Source organism: Pseudonocardia sp. DR1-2 (assembly GCF_023717215.1).
GTDB lineage: Bacteria > Actinomycetota > Actinomycetes > Mycobacteriales > Pseudonocardiaceae > Pseudonocardia > Pseudonocardia alni.
On the sequence record NZ_JAMQOF010000001.1, the window covers coordinates 975458 to 991548 of the forward strand.

At 74.8% G+C, this 16091-nt stretch carries 18 protein-coding genes and 1 riboswitch; of the genes, 12 read left to right on the forward strand and 6 right to left on the reverse strand.

From position 1 onward, the window contains the following. Positions 1–2 precede the first annotated feature (2 nt). The gene (locus tag ND486_RS04505; protein ID WP_073576670.1) at positions 3–605 is read left to right on the forward strand and encodes an NTP transferase domain-containing protein; all 603 of its coding nucleotides are present in this window, start codon (positions 3–5) and stop codon (positions 603–605) included. A gap of 73 nt (positions 606–678) precedes the next feature. Here the strand turns inward: ND486_RS04505 and ND486_RS04510 are convergent, their stop codons facing one another. After that, the gene (locus ND486_RS04510; protein WP_224401300.1) at positions 679–1284 is read right to left on the reverse strand and encodes a transglycosylase family protein; all 606 of its coding nucleotides are present in this window, start codon (positions 1282–1284) and stop codon (positions 679–681) included. Positions 1285–1741: 457 nt separating this feature from the next. Here ND486_RS04510 and moaC point away from each other — a divergent pair, with 457 nt between their 5' ends. Genes moaC through ND486_RS04525 form a run of 3 tightly spaced genes read left to right on the forward strand, consistent with a single transcriptional unit; the run spans position 1742 to position 3176 of the window. Then, positions 1742–2251 (forward strand): cyclic pyranopterin monophosphate synthase MoaC, encoded by a 510-nt coding sequence (gene moaC / locus ND486_RS04515; protein WP_083474373.1) that lies wholly within the window; start codon positions 1742–1744, stop codon positions 2249–2251. After that, complete coding sequence (locus tag ND486_RS04520; RefSeq protein ID WP_062403845.1) at positions 2248–2730, forward strand: molybdenum cofactor biosynthesis protein B; 483 nt, start codon at positions 2248–2250, stop codon at positions 2728–2730. Before moaC ends, ND486_RS04520 begins: the two co-directional genes overlap by 4 nt. Continuing rightward, positions 2727–3176 carry a molybdenum cofactor biosynthesis protein MoaE gene (locus ND486_RS04525; protein WP_224387119.1) on the forward strand — a complete coding sequence of 150 codons (450 nt, stop codon included), beginning with the start codon at positions 2727–2729 and terminating at the stop codon, positions 3174–3176. The genes ND486_RS04520 and ND486_RS04525 overlap by 4 nt, the downstream gene beginning before the upstream one ends. A gap of 156 nt (positions 3177–3332) precedes the next feature. On the opposite strand, the gene ND486_RS04530 is transcribed toward ND486_RS04525, so the two are convergent. Beyond that, the gene (locus ND486_RS04530) at positions 3333–3899 is read right to left on the reverse strand and encodes a transglycosylase family protein (RefSeq protein WP_251782947.1); all 567 of its coding nucleotides are present in this window, start codon (positions 3897–3899) and stop codon (positions 3333–3335) included. A 542-nt stretch (positions 3900–4441) separates the two neighbouring features. On the opposite strand from ND486_RS04530, the gene ND486_RS04535 reads away from it, so the two are divergent. From ND486_RS04535 to ND486_RS04560, 6 genes are all read left to right on the forward strand, one after another. Then, positions 4442–5335 carry a MoxR family ATPase gene (locus ND486_RS04535; RefSeq protein WP_224401299.1) on the forward strand — a complete coding sequence of 298 codons (894 nt, stop codon included), beginning with the start codon at positions 4442–4444 and terminating at the stop codon, positions 5333–5335. Positions 5336–5345: 10 nt separating this feature from the next. Continuing rightward, positions 5346–6527: a VWA domain-containing protein gene (locus ND486_RS04540; protein ID WP_251782948.1), complete on the forward strand. Its 1182-nt coding sequence runs from the start codon at positions 5346–5348 to the stop codon at positions 6525–6527. Next, the gene (locus tag ND486_RS04545) at positions 6520–7635 is read left to right on the forward strand and encodes an XdhC/CoxI family protein (protein ID WP_178375819.1); all 1116 of its coding nucleotides are present in this window, start codon (positions 6520–6522) and stop codon (positions 7633–7635) included. The genes ND486_RS04540 and ND486_RS04545 overlap by 8 nt, the downstream gene beginning before the upstream one ends. Positions 7636–7883: 248 nt before the next feature. Further along, complete coding sequence (locus ND486_RS04550; RefSeq protein WP_224401297.1) at positions 7884–9143, forward strand: iron-containing alcohol dehydrogenase; 1260 nt, start codon at positions 7884–7886, stop codon at positions 9141–9143. Between the two features lie 22 nt (positions 9144–9165). Then, positions 9166–10548 carry a GAF domain-containing sensor histidine kinase gene (locus ND486_RS04555; RefSeq protein WP_307799856.1) on the forward strand — a complete coding sequence of 461 codons (1383 nt, stop codon included), beginning with the start codon at positions 9166–9168 and terminating at the stop codon, positions 10546–10548. Then, positions 10545–11471 (forward strand): response regulator transcription factor, encoded by a 927-nt coding sequence (locus ND486_RS04560; RefSeq protein ID WP_308215803.1) that lies wholly within the window; start codon positions 10545–10547, stop codon positions 11469–11471. The genes ND486_RS04555 and ND486_RS04560 overlap by 4 nt, the downstream gene beginning before the upstream one ends. A gap of 176 nt (positions 11472–11647) precedes the next feature. Here ND486_RS04560 and ND486_RS04565 read toward each other — a convergent pair whose 3' ends face one another. Beyond that, entirely contained in the window at positions 11648–12457 is an 810-nt protein-coding gene (locus tag ND486_RS04565) for a class I SAM-dependent methyltransferase (protein WP_251782949.1), read from the reverse strand. A gap of 64 nt (positions 12458–12521) precedes the next feature. On the opposite strand from ND486_RS04565, the gene ND486_RS04570 reads away from it, so the two are divergent. Both ND486_RS04570 and ND486_RS04575 read left to right on the forward strand, forming a co-directional pair. After that, positions 12522–13127: a hypothetical protein gene (locus ND486_RS04570; RefSeq protein WP_251782950.1), complete on the forward strand. Its 606-nt coding sequence runs from the start codon at positions 12522–12524 to the stop codon at positions 13125–13127. A gap of 119 nt (positions 13128–13246) precedes the next feature. Beyond that, complete coding sequence (locus ND486_RS04575; RefSeq protein WP_062398301.1) at positions 13247–13768, forward strand: gamma carbonic anhydrase family protein; 522 nt, start codon at positions 13247–13249, stop codon at positions 13766–13768. Between the two features lie 53 nt (positions 13769–13821). Here the strand turns inward: ND486_RS04575 and ND486_RS04580 are convergent, their stop codons facing one another. The 3 genes from ND486_RS04580 to thiO form a co-directional block, all read right to left on the reverse strand. Continuing rightward, complete coding sequence (locus ND486_RS04580) at positions 13822–14592, reverse strand: thiazole synthase (protein WP_251782951.1); 771 nt, start codon at positions 14590–14592, stop codon at positions 13822–13824. Positions 14593–14594: 2 nt separating this feature from the next. Further along, positions 14595–14795, reverse strand: coding sequence for a sulfur carrier protein ThiS (thiS, locus tag ND486_RS04585; protein ID WP_062398305.1), 201 nt, complete (start codon positions 14793–14795; stop codon positions 14595–14597). Further along, complete coding sequence (gene thiO, locus ND486_RS04590; protein WP_251782952.1) at positions 14795–15967, reverse strand: glycine oxidase ThiO; 1173 nt, start codon at positions 15965–15967, stop codon at positions 14795–14797. Before thiO ends, thiS begins: the two co-directional genes overlap by 1 nt. Next, positions 15965–16073: riboswitch (TPP riboswitch) on the reverse strand. Its footprint overlaps the gene before it by 3 nt. Positions 16074–16091 lie beyond the last annotated feature (18 nt).

Consider the following 16091-nt stretch of genomic DNA (forward strand, 5'->3'; position numbering starts at 1 on the left):
CCGTGGTCGCCGGCCTGTTGCTCGCGGGCGGCGCCGGGCGCCGCATGGGCACCCCGAAGGCGCTGGTCCGACTGCACGGTGAGCCGCTCGCGGTGCGGGCGGTGAAGGCGCTGCAGGCGGGTGGGTGCGGCCCGGTCACCGTCGTGCTCGGCGCCCGCGCCGACGACGTCACCGACGTGCTGCGCGGCGCCGGCCTCGGCACCGACGGCAGTGACGTCGGTGTCGTGGTCGCCGAGGACTGGGACGAGGGCATGGGCGCGTCGCTGCGGCGCGGGCTCGGGTCGCTGACCCACCTGCCCGGCACCGGCGCGGCGCTGGTGCACCTGGTCGACCTGCCGGGCATCGGACCGGAGGCGATCCGCCGGGTCGTCGACGGCGCCGGGCCGTCGTCGCTGCGGCGCGCCGCGTTCGACGGCGTCCCCGGGCACCCGGTCCTGCTCGGCCGGGACCACTGGTCCGGGGTCGTCGCGCTGTCCTCCGGGGACTCCGGCGCCCGTGACTACCTGGCCGGCCGCTCCGACGTGGAGCTGGTCGAGTGCGGCGACGTCGCCGTCCCGGACGACGTCGACACCCCGGGGCAGCTGCGTCGCCTCGCCGGTACCTGACACCACCGCACCGGTCCCGATACACACGGGCCCCGGTCCCTCGCCGAGGGACCGGGGCGTCGTCGTGCCGGGATCAGGTGTTGATGACCTGGCCGGGGGTGATCAGGTGCCCGGCGCCGAGGCCCGGGTTCTTGGACAGCAGGTCCTTCCAGTTCGCGATGCCGTGCGCGGCCGCGATCTGTCCCAGGGTGTCGCCGGACTTCACCGTGTAGGTGCCGCCGGACGACGCCGCGGGGGCGCTGGCCTTCACACGCTCCGGGGCCCGGGTACCGGAGTCGGTCTCCAGGGTCCGCGGCGTGGCGGACCCGGACGCACCGGTCTTGGACGAGCACGACGGCCAGGCGTTCCAGCCCTGGGCGGCCAGGACCTTCTCGGCGACGGCGATCTGCTGGGCCCGGGTGGCCTGGTGCGCCGACGTGGCGTACTCGCCGCCGCCGTAGGCCTTCCAGGTGCTCGGGCTGAACTGCAGGCCGCCGTAGTAGCCGTTGCCGGTGTTCGCGGCCCAGTTCCCGGTGCTCTCGCAGTGCGCGAGCGAGTCCCAGGTGGAGTCGGTGGCGGCGTTCGCGGTGCCCACGACGGCCAGCATCGGGGCGCCGAGGACGGCACCGGCGACGGCGGTCCGGACGATCGTGCGGCCGGCGGTGCTCGGTTTACGGTGTTTCCCACGGTAACGAGGCATGGCAGGTCTCCCGCGTGACGCGACCCGAACCGCACCCGGGGAGTGGGTGCCCGGTCCGGCGGCCGGGGGAGCGGCCACCGATCCGTCTGACGATCGGCCCTGTCCCACACCGATACCTCGGGGGCCGGTGGACCGCCGGACAGGGAGCGTTGCGGCACCGGAGCCCGGCCGCATGGGGGAGTCGGCCGAGCCGGGACCGAAGGTAGGTCACGTCAGGACGACGCGAAAGTCGGCGGCGACACGGCGTGGCGTCGGACGTACCGGACACATGATGTTCGGGCCTTGCGTTTGCGCAGGTGACGAGCCCCGATCACGAACGAGAAACGTTCGTGCAAACAGTGCGATCGGTTCCACAAACGTGATACAGATCACAGTCACTGGGCCATCCGGGGGCCCCGGCCCGTGCACACGGAGTGGCAGGGGCCACCCTTCCGGCGCCCCCCGTACTGTCGGGGTCGTGACCACCGAGCACAACCGGCCCGGCCCCGCGCTCAGCCACGTCGACGACGCCGGGGCGGCCCGGATGGTCGACGTCTCCGACAAGCAGCCCGGCCGTCGCGCCGCCGTCGCGACCGGGACCGTGCACACCACGGCCGAGGTCGTGCACCTGCTGGAGACCGACGGCCTCCCCAAGGGCGACGCGCTCGCCACCGCCCGCATCGCCGGGATCATGGGCGCCAAGCGCACCCCGGACCTCGTCCCGCTCTGCCACCCGATCGCGATCAGCGGGGTGACGCTGGACCTGACCCCGGCCACCGACGGCGACGCCGGCCGGGTCGCCATCCGCGCCGAGGTACGCACCACCGACCGCACCGGGGTGGAGATGGAGGCGCTGACCGCGGTCGCCGTCGCCGGGCTCACCCTGCACGACATGATCAAGGCCGTGGACCCGGCCGCCGTGCTCGACGCCGTGCGCGTCGAGCGCAAGGAGGGCGGCAAGACCGGGCTGTGGGAGCGCGGGGCATGACCGCCGCGCGCACCGCCCGGGTCGTCACCGCCTCCAACCGCGCCGCGGCGGGCGTCTACACCGACCGCGGCGGGCCGCCGATCGTCGCCTGGCTGCGCGAGCGCGGCTACGACACCCCGGACCCGGTCGTCGTGCCGGACGGCGAGCCGGTCGGGCAGGCGCTGCGGGCGGCCGTCGCCGACGGGGTGGCGGTCGTCGTCACCACCGGGGGCACCGGCATCTCCCCCACCGACGCCACCCCCGAGGTCACCCGGGCCGTGCTCGACCACGAGATCCCGGGCCTGGCCGACGCGATCCGCCGCGCCGGGGAGGAGAAGGTGCCCACCGCGGTGCTCTCCCGCGGCCTGGCCGGGGTCGCGGGCCGCACCCTGATCGTCAACCTGCCCGGCTCCCCGGGCGGGGTGAAGGACGGCCTCGGCGTGCTCGCCGGGGTCCTCGACCACGCGGTCGACCAGCTGCACGGAGGAGACCACCGATGACCGATCCCGCGACCACGCGGACCGCGACGGTCCTGCGTGCGGCCGTCGGCGAGGAGCCGCTCGACGTCGACGAGCACGCCCGCCTGGTCGAGCACGCCGCGGCCGGCGCGGTCGTCACCTTCGCCGGCGTCGTGCGCGACCACGACGGCGGGAAGTCGGTGCACGGGCTGGAGTACAGCGCGCACCCGACGGCCGCCCGGATCGTCGCCGAGGTCGCCGAGCAGGTGGCCGCTCGCTCCCCCGGCGTCCGGGCGCTCGCGGTCAGCCACCGGGTCGGCCCGCTCGACATCGGCGAGGTCGCCCTCGCCTGCGCCGTCGCCGCCGAGCACCGCCGGGAGGCGTTCACCGCCTGCGCCGAGCTCGTCGACGAGGTGAAGCGGCTGCTGCCGGTCTGGAAGCACCAGCGGTTCGCCGACGGCTCCGACGAGTGGGTCAACTCGACCTGAGCCCGGCCGGGCACCCCGGAACGACGGAACGGCCCGGGTCCGCCTCCCCGCGAGGGGAAGGAGGACCCGGGCCGTCGTCCGCCGGGGCGGGTGCTGGGGACACCGCGCACCCCGTGCCGCCCGTCCCGGATGGCGGTCCGGGAACGGTCGGCGGGATCAGCCGAGGTTCAGGACCTGGCCGACGCTGATCACGTTCACGTTGCCGATGCCGTTCGCGGCGGCCAGCGCGGCGACGGAGGTGCCGTGCGCGGCGGCGATCTTCCCGAGGGTGTCGCCCGACTTCACCGTGTAGCCGCCGGCGGCCGGGGCGGCCGCCTTCTTCTTCGGCGCGGAGGCGGCCGGGGCCGACGCCTTCACACGCTTGCTGGTGTCGGCCGAGTGGCCGGTGATGCCCAGCTTCTTCGAGCAGGACGGCCAGGCGCCCCAGCCCTGGGCGGCCAGCACCCTCTCGGCGACGGCGATCTGCTCGGCGCGGCTCGCGTTCTGCGCCGAGCCGGTGCCACCGAAGGCCTTCCAGGTGGACGGCGTGAACTGCAGCCCACCCGAGAACCCGTTACCCGTGTTGATCGACCAGTTGCCGCCGCTCTCGCACTGGGCGAGCTGGTCCCAGACCTCGTCCGGGGCGGCGTTGGCGGTACCGGCGATCGCAGCCGTCGCGCCGACCGCGACGACACCCGCCGCAGCCATGCGCAGCAGACTTCGGCCCTTGGGTCCCTTGGTCATCGTTTCGCTCCCACCGCGCCGTCCCGAGGACACGCACACTCCGCGCAGGAGGTCCCCAGGGCACAGATGTGCCCACCGTGTCGTCGCGGGTGCGTCGATCGGGACCGGGGAGCGACGTCCATGACGCCCGCGGAGGTGGTCTCTCTCGTCCCCGTCCCGTTCCGTTTCCTCGACGGACCGGACAGCCGCGGGACGGGGGTGGTTCGGCGCGGCGGGTCCGGATGTGTGACTCGTTCAGGCGGCCGCTCCGGTGGACCGGCCGACGAGAAAGGTGAATGCACGGAAAGAATTCGTCAATGAAGGGACCCGTGAGCGGAATCACTGTAACAACGATGTAATTATCAGATTCTCCCTAAACGCACTGGTCAACGACGTCACATCACGGACCTATCACGCGGTCGTGAACATTTTTGATCCGGAAGCAACTCGAACCTTCCGAGGGCCTCGTTCGTCTTCACGGGGAGGTCCCGGACCCGCCCGCGCGGTGAGGAGGGACCCTCCTGCTGTGGCCGCGTTCACCGCTCGTCCTGCATGCTGGTTCGGTGAACGAACCCGCACCCGGCCCCGGGAGCCCGGCCGAGCTCGCCGACGCGCTGCGCGCGACCGGCTACCTCGCCGACGACGGTCTCGCGACGGCGGCCTTCCTCGCCCTGCGCATGAACCGTCCGCTCTTCTGCGAGGGCGAGCCGGGGACCGGCAAGACCGCACTGGCCCAGGCACTGGCCGCCACACTGGACGCACCGCTCATCCGCCTGCAGTGTCACGACGGCATCGACGCCGGTCAGGCCCTCTACGACTGGGACTTCCCCCGCCAGCTGCTGCACCTGCGCACCCTGGAGGCCGCGAGCGGGCGCGACGGGTTCGACCCGGACAGCGTCGAGGCCGGCCTCTACGACGAGCGCTTCCTGCTGGCCCGCCCGATCCTGCAGGCGCTGCGCACCAGCCCGTCGGTGCTGCTGATCGACGAGATCGACCGTGCCGACGACGAGTTCGAGGCCTTCCTGCTGGAGGTCCTCACCGAGCACGCGGTGACCATCCCCGAGCTCGGGGAGGTGCGCGCCGCGACGCCGCCGGTCGTCGTCCTCACCTCGAACCGGACGCGCGAGGTGCACGACGCGCTCAAGCGGCGCTGCCTCTATCTCTGGCTGGAGCACCCGAACATCGAGCGCGAGATCGAGATCCTGCACAGCAGGCTGCCCGAGGTGCCCGAGCGCCTCGCCGCGTCGGTCGCGCGGGCCGTGCAGAAGCTGCGCCACGCCGACCTGATCAAGCCCCCGGGCGTCGCGGAGACCCTGGACTGGGCCCGGGCGTTGCAGCTGATCGGTGCCCGGCACCTGGATCCGGAGTCGGCGGCGCGCACCCTCGGGGCCGTCCTCAAGTACCGGGAGGACGCCGACCGGGTCCACAAGCAGCTCGACACCCTGCTGGCGTCCTGACCCGGCCGCGATGACCGTCCCCCCGAGCCCGTCCCCGGCGGCCCCGCCACGGCCGCCCGCGGCGGAGCCCACCGGCACCACCGACGAGCTGCTGACCGGATTCGTCGGGTTCACCGAGGTCCTGCGCGCGGCGGGGGTCCCGGTCACCCAGGACCGGGTGACCGCCTACCTGCAGGCGCTCGACACCCTGGAGGTCACCGACCGGGACCAGGCGTACTGGGCCGGCCGGCTGACGCTGTGCGCCGACCCCGACGACATCGTCCGGTACGACCTGGCGTTCCCGTCCTGGTTCGAGCCGACCAGCAACCGCCCGTCGAGCAACCGCGACGACCGCCCGCCCGCACCACCGAAGCTGGCCGCGCTGCTGCCCGGCAACGAGGGCGGGGAGGACGACTCCGACGACACCGACGGCCCGCAGATCAAGGCCGCCGCGACCGGCGCGGAGATCCTGCGCAACCGCGACCTCGGGGAGCTCTCCCCCGCCGAGCGCGAGCACCTGCGCCGGCTGATGACCCTGCTGAAGCCGGAGCCGCCGACCCGGGCGTCGCGGCGCCGCAGGCGCAACCGGCACGGCGAGGCCGACCCGCAGCGCACGTTGCGCGCGGCGCTGCGCAACCAGGGCGAGATCTTCCGGCTGGCCCGGCGCGACACCTCGCGCCGGCCGCGCAAGGTCGTGCTGCTGATCGACGTCTCGGGGTCGATGGAGCCCTACGCGGACGCGCTGATGCGCTTCGCCCACGTCGTCGTCCGTCGCTCGCCGCGCTCGGTCGAGGCGTTCACCCTGGGCACCCGGCTCACCCGCATCACCCGTGAGCTGCGGCTGCGCGACCCCGAGCACGCGCTGCGCGCCGCGGGCAGGGCGATCCCGGACTGGTCGGGCGGCACCCGGCTGGGCGAGGTGCTGCAGGCCTTCGTCGACCGCTGGGGACGCCGCGGTGCGGCCCGGCGGGCGGTCGTGGTGGTCTTCTCCGACGGCTGGGAGCGCGGCGGCACCGAGCTGCTCGGCTCCCAGGCCGAGCAGCTGTCCCGGCTGGCCCACCGGCTGATCTGGGTCAACCCGCACGCGGGCAAGGACGGCTACGCCCCGGTCCAGGGGGGAATAGTCGCGGCCCTTCCGCACTTGGACGACCTGCTGGCCGGGCACAGCCTGGACACGCTGGAGAAACTGCTCGAGGTGGTGCGCAATGCGTGACGTGATCGACCAGCTCGAAGGCTGGTGGAAGAACGGTGAGCCGGCCGCGCTCGCGACGGTGGTCGGGACCTTCCGGTCCGCACCGCGCCAGCCGGGGGCATCGATGCTCGTCGGCCCGGCGGGCGAGGCCGTCGGCTCGGTCTCAGGCGGCTGCGTCGAGGGCGCGGTCTACGAGCTCGGGCAGCAGGTGCTGTCCGAGGAACGGCCGGTGCTGCAGCGCTACGGCGTCTCCGACGACGACGCGTTCGCCGTCGGCCTGACCTGCGGCGGCATCCTCGACATCTTCGTGGAGAAGGTGACCCCGGAGACCTACGCACAGCTCGGCCGGATCGCCGAGGCGATCCGCGACGAGGACCCGGTCGCAGTGGCCACGGTCGTCGCGGGCCCCTCGGAGCTGCTCGGCAGGCGCCTGATCGTCTGGCCGGACCGGACCGAGGGCGGCACCGGCTCGGACCGGATCGACGACGCCGTGCGCGACGACGTCCGTGGTCTGCTCGACTCCGGCCGCAACGCGACGCTGACCTACGGCGTCCACGGCGAGCGACGCGGGGAGGGCCTGCAGATCTTCGTCGAGTCGTTCGCGCCGCCGCCCCGCATGATCGTGTTCGGGGCGATCGACTTCGCCGCCGCGGTGGCCCGGATGGGCACCTTCCTCGGCTTCCGGGTGACCGTCTGCGACGCCCGTCCGGTGTTCGCGACCGCGAGCCGCTTCCCGGGGGCCAACGAGGTCGTGGTCGAGTGGCCCCACCGGTACCTGCAGGCCGAGGCCGACGCGGGCCGGATCGACCAGCGCACCGCGCTGTGCGTGCTCACCCACGACCCGAAGTTCGACGTGCCGCTGCTGGAGGTCGCGCTGCGGCTGCCCGAGGTCGGCTACATCGGGGCGATGGGCTCGCGGCGCACCCACGACGACCGGCTCGAGCGTCTGCGCGAGCGGGGCGTGACCGAGGCCGAGATCGCGAAGATGTCGTCGCCGATCGGGCTGGACCTGGGCGCCCGCACCCCGGAGGAGACCGCGGTGTCGATCGCCGCGGAGATGATCGCCCAGCACTGGGGCGGCGAGGGCGTCCGGTTGGCCGAACGCGAGGGGCCCATCCACGCGTCCTGACCTCCTCCGCTTTCGGCCAGGCCGGAGCCGGTCGACGACCCGGCTCCGACCTGCGGATCGGCGTGCCGTCCGCCGATCGAGGGGGTCGAGGGACAGGGTGTCCCTGTACCGTGGGCCACACGCTCGTGACAGATCCGCTCGCCGTCGTCGAGTGGTGAGTCGACAACGCGCAGCAGCAGGAGGAGGGCAACGTGGTCCTCACCGGTTCGGCCGGTCCCGTCGCCCCTGACCAGGGGCATCGCGGAACCGTGCGACGGGAGACCGTTCTCGTGCTCGACGGGGAGACCGGCACGTCCGGCGCCGACGAGGGTTACACCGTCCGCGCGGCGCACCGCCCGCGGGAGCGGCCGCGGCTGTCCAAGTTCCACGCCCCGGAGATCGTCTTCGGGCCGGACTCGCTGCCGGAGACCGCGCACGCCGCACTGCGGCTCGGTGCGCGCCGCCCGTTCGTCGTCACCGACCCGGGGGTGACCGAGGCGGGGTGGCCCGCCGAGCTGCTGCGCCACCTGCGCGCCGCGGGCCTGCGCCCGCAGCTGTGGAACGAGATCACCCCGAACCCGAAGGACCACGAGATCCAGGCCGGGTTCGAGCGCTACGAGAGCTCCGGCTGCGACGTGGTGATCGGCGTCGGCGGCGGCTCGGTGATCGACGCCGCGAAGGGCGTCGCCCTGCTCGCGGCCAACGGCGGCACGATCCTCGACTACGAGGGCATCGACCGCATCGCCAACCCGATCCCGCCGCTGGTGATGGTGCCGTCGACCTCGGGCACCGGCGCCGACGTCTCCCAGTTCTGCATCATCACCGACACGGCCCGCCTCACCAAGATCACCATCATGGGCCGGGCCCTGGTCCCGGACGTCTCGGTGATCGACCCGCGGCTGCTCGTCACCATGCCGGACTGGCTCAACGCCGCGACCGGCCTGGACGCGCTCACCCATGGCATCGAGGCGTTCGTGTCGCTGGCCCACGGCCCGCTGACCGACACCCACGCGCTGCACGCGGTCGCACTCGTCCACGCCAACCTGCCGACCACGATGATCCGCCGCCACGACGACGGCCCCCGCACCGCGATGGCGCAGGCCGCGCTCGAGGCGGGCCTGGCGTTCACGAACGCGATCCTCGGCGCCACCCACGCCATGAGCCACCAGGTCGGCGGCATGCTCGACCTGCCGCACGGCCTGATCAACGGGGTGCTGCTGCCGCACGTGATCCGGTTCAACGGTTCGGCCTCCGACGCCGACGCGGCGCGCTTCGTCCCGATCGCCCAGGCCATGGGGCTGCCCGCCCGGCCGGGGATGCCCGGCGACGAGGCCGTGGACATGGTCGCGACCGAGGTCCGCAAGCTGGCCGACGAGGTCGGCGTCCCGACCGGGCTCGCCGCGATCGGGGTGCGCGAGGCCGACGTCCCGCGGCTGTCCCGGCTCACCCTCGGCGACGCCTGCCTGACCACCAACCCGCGCACGGCGAGCGTGGAGCAGATCGAGAACCTGTTCCGGGAAGCGCTGTGACGCCCGCACGGAGGCCCTCGCGGTGACCGCCGCCGCCCGCTTCCCGCGCCGCCGCACTCCCGCACCGCCCTCGTCGCCGGCCGCCGGGGGCCGGGCCCGCCCCGACCTCGACCAGCTCACCGGCCTGCGGACGGGCAAGCCGTCGTTCTACCCGGAGTACCGCGAGGGGGCCGAACGACTGCGCCGGGTCATCCTCGCGCTGGACCGGATCTCGGCCGCGCTGGTCCGCACGATGGAGGGCTCCGAGGCGCTGGTCCGCGCCGTCGCCGACGCGGCCGCCGACCACCTGTCGGCGGACTGGGTGGTGCTCGGGCTCGTCGACGGCGAGCTGCCCGACGCCGCGCCGCGGCACGTGGTCCTCGGCCCCGACGGCGTCGAGTGGGCCGACCTGGGGTCGGTGCCCGAGCGCGTGCGCCGGCACGTGGAACGGCTGCACGCCGGCGACGGCCATCACCACCACCACGAGGACGACCCGCGCCCCCGGCACCTGCACGTCCCGATCCGGCTCGACGGACGCACCGTCGGCGGGTTCGTCGCGTGGACGCCGCCGGAACGGCACATCGACGACACCGACCACTCGGTGCTGCGCATCCTGGCCGGTCAGACGGCGTCGGCGCTGCAGAACTGCGCGCTGCTGGAGCGCGCCGAGCGGCTGCACGCACGCACCGCGGCCCAGGCCGAGGACCTGCGCGTCCGCAACGACGAGCTGATGCTCACCCAGCAGGCACTCGGGGCGGCCCGCCAGCGGGAGGTCCTCGACAACGAGCGGCACCGCATCGCCCGCGAGCTGCACGACAGCGTCACCCAGTACGCCCTGTCGGCCGGGATGCACATCGAGCTGTGCCGGTCGGAGATCACCGAGCCGGTCCTGCTCCAGCACCTCGACACGGCGAAGGACCTGACCCGGCGCGCCGTCGAGCAGCTGCGGTCGGCGATCTACGCGCTCAACGACGACGACCACGCCGACAAGGACCTGCCCTCGATGCTGCGGCAGCTGTCCACCGTGCACATGCCCGACGAGCTGCGGGTCGAGGTGACGATCGGCGGGGCCCCGGTGCCGCTGCCGCACGAGCACGAGCAGTCGCTGTTCCGGATCGCCGGCGAGGCGTTGTTCAACACGGCGATGCACGCGTCGGCCTCGCGGGCGGTGGTGCGACTGGCCTACGCCGACGGCCGAGTCCGCCTGTCGATCTCCGACGACGGCGGCGCCTCCCCCGAGCAGATCCGCCGCACGCTGCGTGCGGCGTCGGTCCGCGGCCCCTCCGGGGAGCACCGCGGCCTCGTGAACATGGACGCCCGCGCCCGCGAGATGGGCGGGGCCCTGCGGTTCCGCCGCTCGCGGATCGGTGGGCTGCAGGTGCAGGTGGACGTCCCGATCGGGACGCCGGGGAAGGAGCTCGGATGAGCAGCGGCACACGGACCGCCCCGGGCGGTCCCGGGCACGTCTCCGGCGGCCCTGCCCGGGGCCGCGCCGTCACGGACGCCCGCAGCGGCGGCGGACCGGATGCCCGCGGCGGAGCCGGTGTCGGCGCGCGCGGCCCCGGCCACGGCGGTGGTCACGGCGGTGGTCACGGCGTCCCCGGTCAGGCGGGCCCCGGGCAGGGTGGCGGGAACGCGCCGGGCGGCGGGATGCACGGGTCCGGTGGGACCGCCGCGACCCGCAGCGGTCCCGGTCCCGCGGGCGTCGCGGCGCGGCCGATCCGGATCGTGCTGGTCGACGACCACTCGATCATGCGCCAGGGGCTGCGCGCGGTACTGGAGCGTGAGGACGACCTGCGCATCGTGGGCGAGGCGGGCAGCGCACCGGAGGCGTTCGCCGCCGTCGCGACCGGCCGGCCGCAGGTGGTGCTGCTCGACCTCAAGCTGGCGTCCGGCCCGCAGACCGACGGTCTCGAGGTCTGCCGCAAGCTGTGCGCCGACCACCCCGGCATCGGGGTGCTGGTCCTGACGACCTTCGCCGAGGACCGCCTCGTCGTCGAGTCGGTGCAGGCCGGCGCCCGCGGCTACGTGGTGAAGGACGTCGACACCACCGAGCTCGTCCGTGCCATCCGCGCGGTGTCCCGCGGGGAGAGCGCGTTCGACGCCCGGTCGGCGTCGGCGATGGTGCGGTCGCTGTCCGGCGGGATGCCCGACCGGGAACGGCTGACCGACCGTGAGCTGGACGTGCTCCGCCTGCTGGCCCGGGGGCTGTCCAACCGCGCGATCGGCGCCGAGCTGTTCATCTCCGAGACGACGGTCAAGTTCCACGTCGGCAACCTGATGCGCAAGCTGATGGTGTCGCGTCGCGCCGAGGCGGTCTACGCGGCCACCAAGCTCGGCCTCCTCTGACCTCGACGTCCCCGGCCACGCCTCTCCGACCGGCACGGCGGCACCGCGGTACGGCGTGCGCGCAGGTCGAGGGGGCGTCGTCGACGAGTCCGGATCGCGTTCCGCGGAACGCGACGTCGGCCCGCCCACCCGGCATCCACGCCCGGACCGGGTCGGCGCATCCGTGACCGGCCCGGTCAGCGCGTCGCCTGGACGGTGACGCTCAGTGGCACATCGGGGAGGCCGTCGGTCACGTGCCACTCGCCGTCGTCGTCCTCGGCCATCCGGCCGGGCAGGGCCTCCCAGGGGACGGTCCGGTGCTCGGTGAGACCGGTCAGCGTCAGTCCCTGGTCGAGGAGCGCGGTGACGATCTCACCGAGGCCGTGGTTCCACTCGTGGGTCACGGTCGCGGTCAGGGGGCGTGCGGTGGCGACGTAGCTGCTGTCGTCGTCGAACTCCAGCGGTTCGGTCGTCTCGAACCAGGGGTGGCGGACGGCGAGGGTGTGCTCGTCGAGGGTCGCGAGGAAGGGGTGCATGTCCCGGACGAACAGCCCGCCGCCGGGGGCGAGCAGCCGGGCGACGACCGCCGCCCACCGGGTGACGCTCGGCAGCCAGCAGAGTGCGCCGATGCCGGTGTAGACCACGTCGAAGCCGTGGTGCGGCAGGACCTCGTCGGCGCGCAGGACGTCGGACTCGACGTAGTCGATGTCGGCTCCGGCGCGGGCCGCGAGGGCACGGGCCTGCTCCAGTGAGGCCGGCGAGAAGTCCAGCCCGGTGACCCGGGCGCCGAGCCGGTGCAGCGACAGCGTGTCGGTGCCGATGTGGCACTGCAGGTGTACGACGCGCAGGCCGGCGACCGGGCCGAGCCGCTCGGCGTCGAAGCGGACCACTCCGGACAGCCGCGCGGGATCGGCGACGAGCGCGTCCACGCCGTAGTCGGGGCTCTGCGCGTGCAGTGGGGCGCGGTCGTCCCAGGAGGCGCGGTTGAGGGAGAGCGAGCGGTCCACCCGCCCAGCAGAGCACGGGCGGGCCGCGGGGACGACCGGTTTCCGGTCCCGGTAGACAGGACCGATGCGCTGGTACGCCGAACGCCCCGACCGGATCGCCCGCCAGGTCGTCGCCGACGTCGTCGCGCTGCTGTGGACGGTCCTCGCCGTCACCGCCGGCGTGGCCGTGCACGACGGGCTGTCCGCGCTGCGTGGGCCCGGCGACTCGCTGGTCGTCGCGGGCGGGCGGGTCTCCGACGCCTTCACCGGGGTCGCCGGGGCGGTCGGGGCGATCCCGTTCGTCGGGTCCGACCTGGCCCGCGCGCTGGATCCGGCCGCGGGGGCGGGCACCGAGCTCGTCGCGGCGGGGCGGGAGTTCGGCGACGCCGTCGGCACCCTCGCGACGGGGGCGCTGGTCGTCGTCCCGCTGGTGATGCTGCTGCCGGTGTTGCTCGGCTGGCTGCCGCTGCGGCTGCGCTACGCCCGGCGGGCCGGTGCCGCCGTCGCGGCGCGGACCGCCGCGCCGGATCTGCTGGCCGTGCGGGCGCTGTCCCGGGTGCCGGTGTCGCGGCTGGTCCGGGTCGCGCCCGACCCGGCGGCGGCGTGGCGGTCCGGGGACCCCGCCGTCGTCGCGGCGCTGGCCGCGCTGGAGCTGTCCGACCTGGGTCTGCACGCACACCCGCACGACTGAGCGACGACCGGGCGACGACCGGGCGACGACCGGGCGACGACCGGGCGACACGGGGGCGAGCGGGCGACGACGCGGTCTCGTCGCCGACGGGCAGCGCGGCGGGTGCGAAGCTGTCGGCCATGCCGCTGTTCGCCCTGGAGGGCCTCTCCCCCACCGTGCACCCGGACGCCTTCGTCGCTCCGACCGCGACGCTCGTCGGGGACGTACGCGTCGAGGAGGGCGCCTCGATCTGGTACAACGCCGTGCTCCGCGCCGACCTGGGGCCGATCGTCGTACGTGCCGGCGCCAACGTGCAGGACGGGTCGGTGCTGCACGGCGGCGACGACCCGGTCACCGAGATCGGCGAGGGGGCCACGATCGGGCACCTGTGCGTGGTGCACGGCGCCGTGATCGGGGCGCGCGCGGTCGTCGGGAACGGCAGCACCGTGCAGGACGGTGCCCGGATCGGCGAGGGCGCGATGGTCGCCGCCGGGTCGACGGTCGCGCCGAACTCCGAGCTGGCTGCCGACCGGCTGATGCTCGGCTCCGCGGCGAAGGAGCGCGGCGAGCTGACCGAGCAGGCCCGCTGGTGGGTGCGGACCAACCCGGACTTCTACCGCGCCCTGGCCCGGCGGCACGCCGACGGCGTCGCCCCCGCCTGAGCCCTCCCGAGACGGTCCGGTGCGTTCCGCGGAACGCACCGGGACGTCGGTCCTCAGTCCTCGCGGCCGGGCGAGCTCGCCTGTGCCCGGTAGCGGCGCGGGATCCGACCGGCGTGCCGGGCGTCCCAGCCCGCCTCCACCCCGCGGCGCATCGCGCGGGCCATCCGCTCCGGGTCGGCGGCACGAGTCACGGCGGTGGCGAGCAGGACCGCGTCGCAGCCCAGCTCCATCGCCAGCGCCGCCTCCGAGGCGGTGCCGATCCCGGCGTCGAGCACGACCGGCACGCCCGCGGCGGCCACGATCATCTCGATGTTGTGCGGGTTGCGGATGCCCAGCCCGGTACCGATCGGCGAGCCGAGCGGCATGACGGCGGCGCACCCGACCTGCTCCAGGCGACGGGCGAGGATCGGGTCGTCGTTGGTGTAGGGCAGCACGGTGAAGCCGTCGTCGACGAGCTGCTCGGCGGCGTCGAGGAGCTCGACCGGGTCGGGCAGCAGCGTCGTCTCGTCGGCGACGACCTCCAGCTTCACCAGGTCGGTCTCCATCGCCTCGCGCGCCATCCGCGCCGTGAGCACCGCCTCGGCGGCGGTCCGGCAGCCCGCGGTGTTGGGCAGCACGGCGATCCCGAGGCGGCGCAGCAGGTCCAGCAACCCGGTCCCGCCCGCGACGTCGACACGGCGCAGCGCCACCGTCGTCAGCTCGGTGCCGGACGCGACCAGCGCCCGCTCCAGGATCTCCAGGTTCGCGGCACCACCGGTGCCCATCACCAGCCGCGAGTCGAACAGGTGGTCGCCGAACGTGAGCTTGTCGGTCTGCACAGCCATGCTCATCCTCCCTGTACCGCGGTCAGGACCTCGACCCGCGCGCCGTCGGCGGGGCGGTGCCCGGCCCACGAGGTGCGCGGCACGACCTCCCCGTCCACGGCGACGGCGATCCCCCGCTCCGGCAGCCCGGCCTCGGCCAGGATCCGGGCGAGGTCGGCGCCGTCGTCGACGTCGCGGTGCTCGCCGTTCAGCACGATCCGCATCAGTGGTTCCCCTCCTCGCGTGCCCCGGCGGCGGCCGGGGCGAACCGTCGCGGATCCGCCGCGCGGACCGGTTCCGGTACGTCGTCGCCGCGCAGCACCGCCGCGACGGCCGCCGCGGTCACCGGTACCAGCAGCATCCCGTTGCGGCCGTGCCCGGTGGCCGCGACCAGCCCGTCGGGCCCGGTGCGCCCGATCAGCGGCAGGTTGTCCCGGCTGCCCGGCCGCAGCCCGGCCGCGGTCTCGGTCAGGGCGTACTCGGCGATGCCGGGCAGGATCCGCTCCGCGTCGCGCAGCAGGTCGCGCACCCCACCGACGGTGACGTCGGTGTCGAAGCCGTTCTCCGCCGTCGTCGCGCCGATCACGAGGTCGCCGTACCCGGGCAGCGTCCGCGGCACGGCGTAGACCGGGCGCCCGTCGACCAGCGCCCGCACCGTCCGCGACGGCGGCGGCAGGGCACCGGCGCGGCGGGTCAGCCGCAGGATCTCGCCCTTCACCGGGCGGACCAGCCCGTCGAGCACCGGGTGCAGCGACGACGAGTGCGCCCCCGCCGCGACGACGACCGCGTCCGCCGCGACCTCGGTCCCGTCCGCGAGCCGCACGCCGGTGACACGGGCGCCGTCGTCGAGGACGCGCGCGACCCCGCGGTCGGAGACGACGACCCCCGCCCGCCCGGCCGCGGTCGCCAGTGCGGCGAGCAGCCGCCGGTTGTCCACCGACGGGTCGTCGGGCACCGAGAGGCCGCCACGGACCTCCGGGCCCAGCGCGGGTTCGAGCCGGCGCAGCTCGCGACCGGTCAGCCGGTGCACGTCGCGGCCGAGGGACTCCAGGTAGTCCGCGAGCGCGGTCAGCTCGGCGCGGTCCCCCGACCCGGTCGCGGCGACGACGGTGCCCTCCGGGTGCAGCCCGGCGTCGGTGCCGGCGTCGGCGGACAGGGCCGCGGCGAACTCCGGCCAGCGCGCGACCGAGTCCAGCCCGAGGGCGAGGAGGTCCTCCTCGCCGGGCCAGGCCTCGGTGACCGGGGCGAGCATCCCGCCCGCCACCCAGGACGCGCCGCGACCGGGGGCCGGGTCGAACACCGTCACCGACCAGCCGTCGCGGGCCGCCGTGCGGGCGACGGACAGGCCGACGGCCCCCGCACCCGCGACGACCAGCCGTCCGGCACTCGCGCTCATCGGATCCACCTCACTCCCTGCGCCGGCATGACCCGGATCAGGTTCGACGGTCGGGACCGCGTCGCGGATCCCCTCTCAGCCCGCTGCCCGGGCTCCCGTGGTTCGTCGTCGTCCGGGGCCCAGG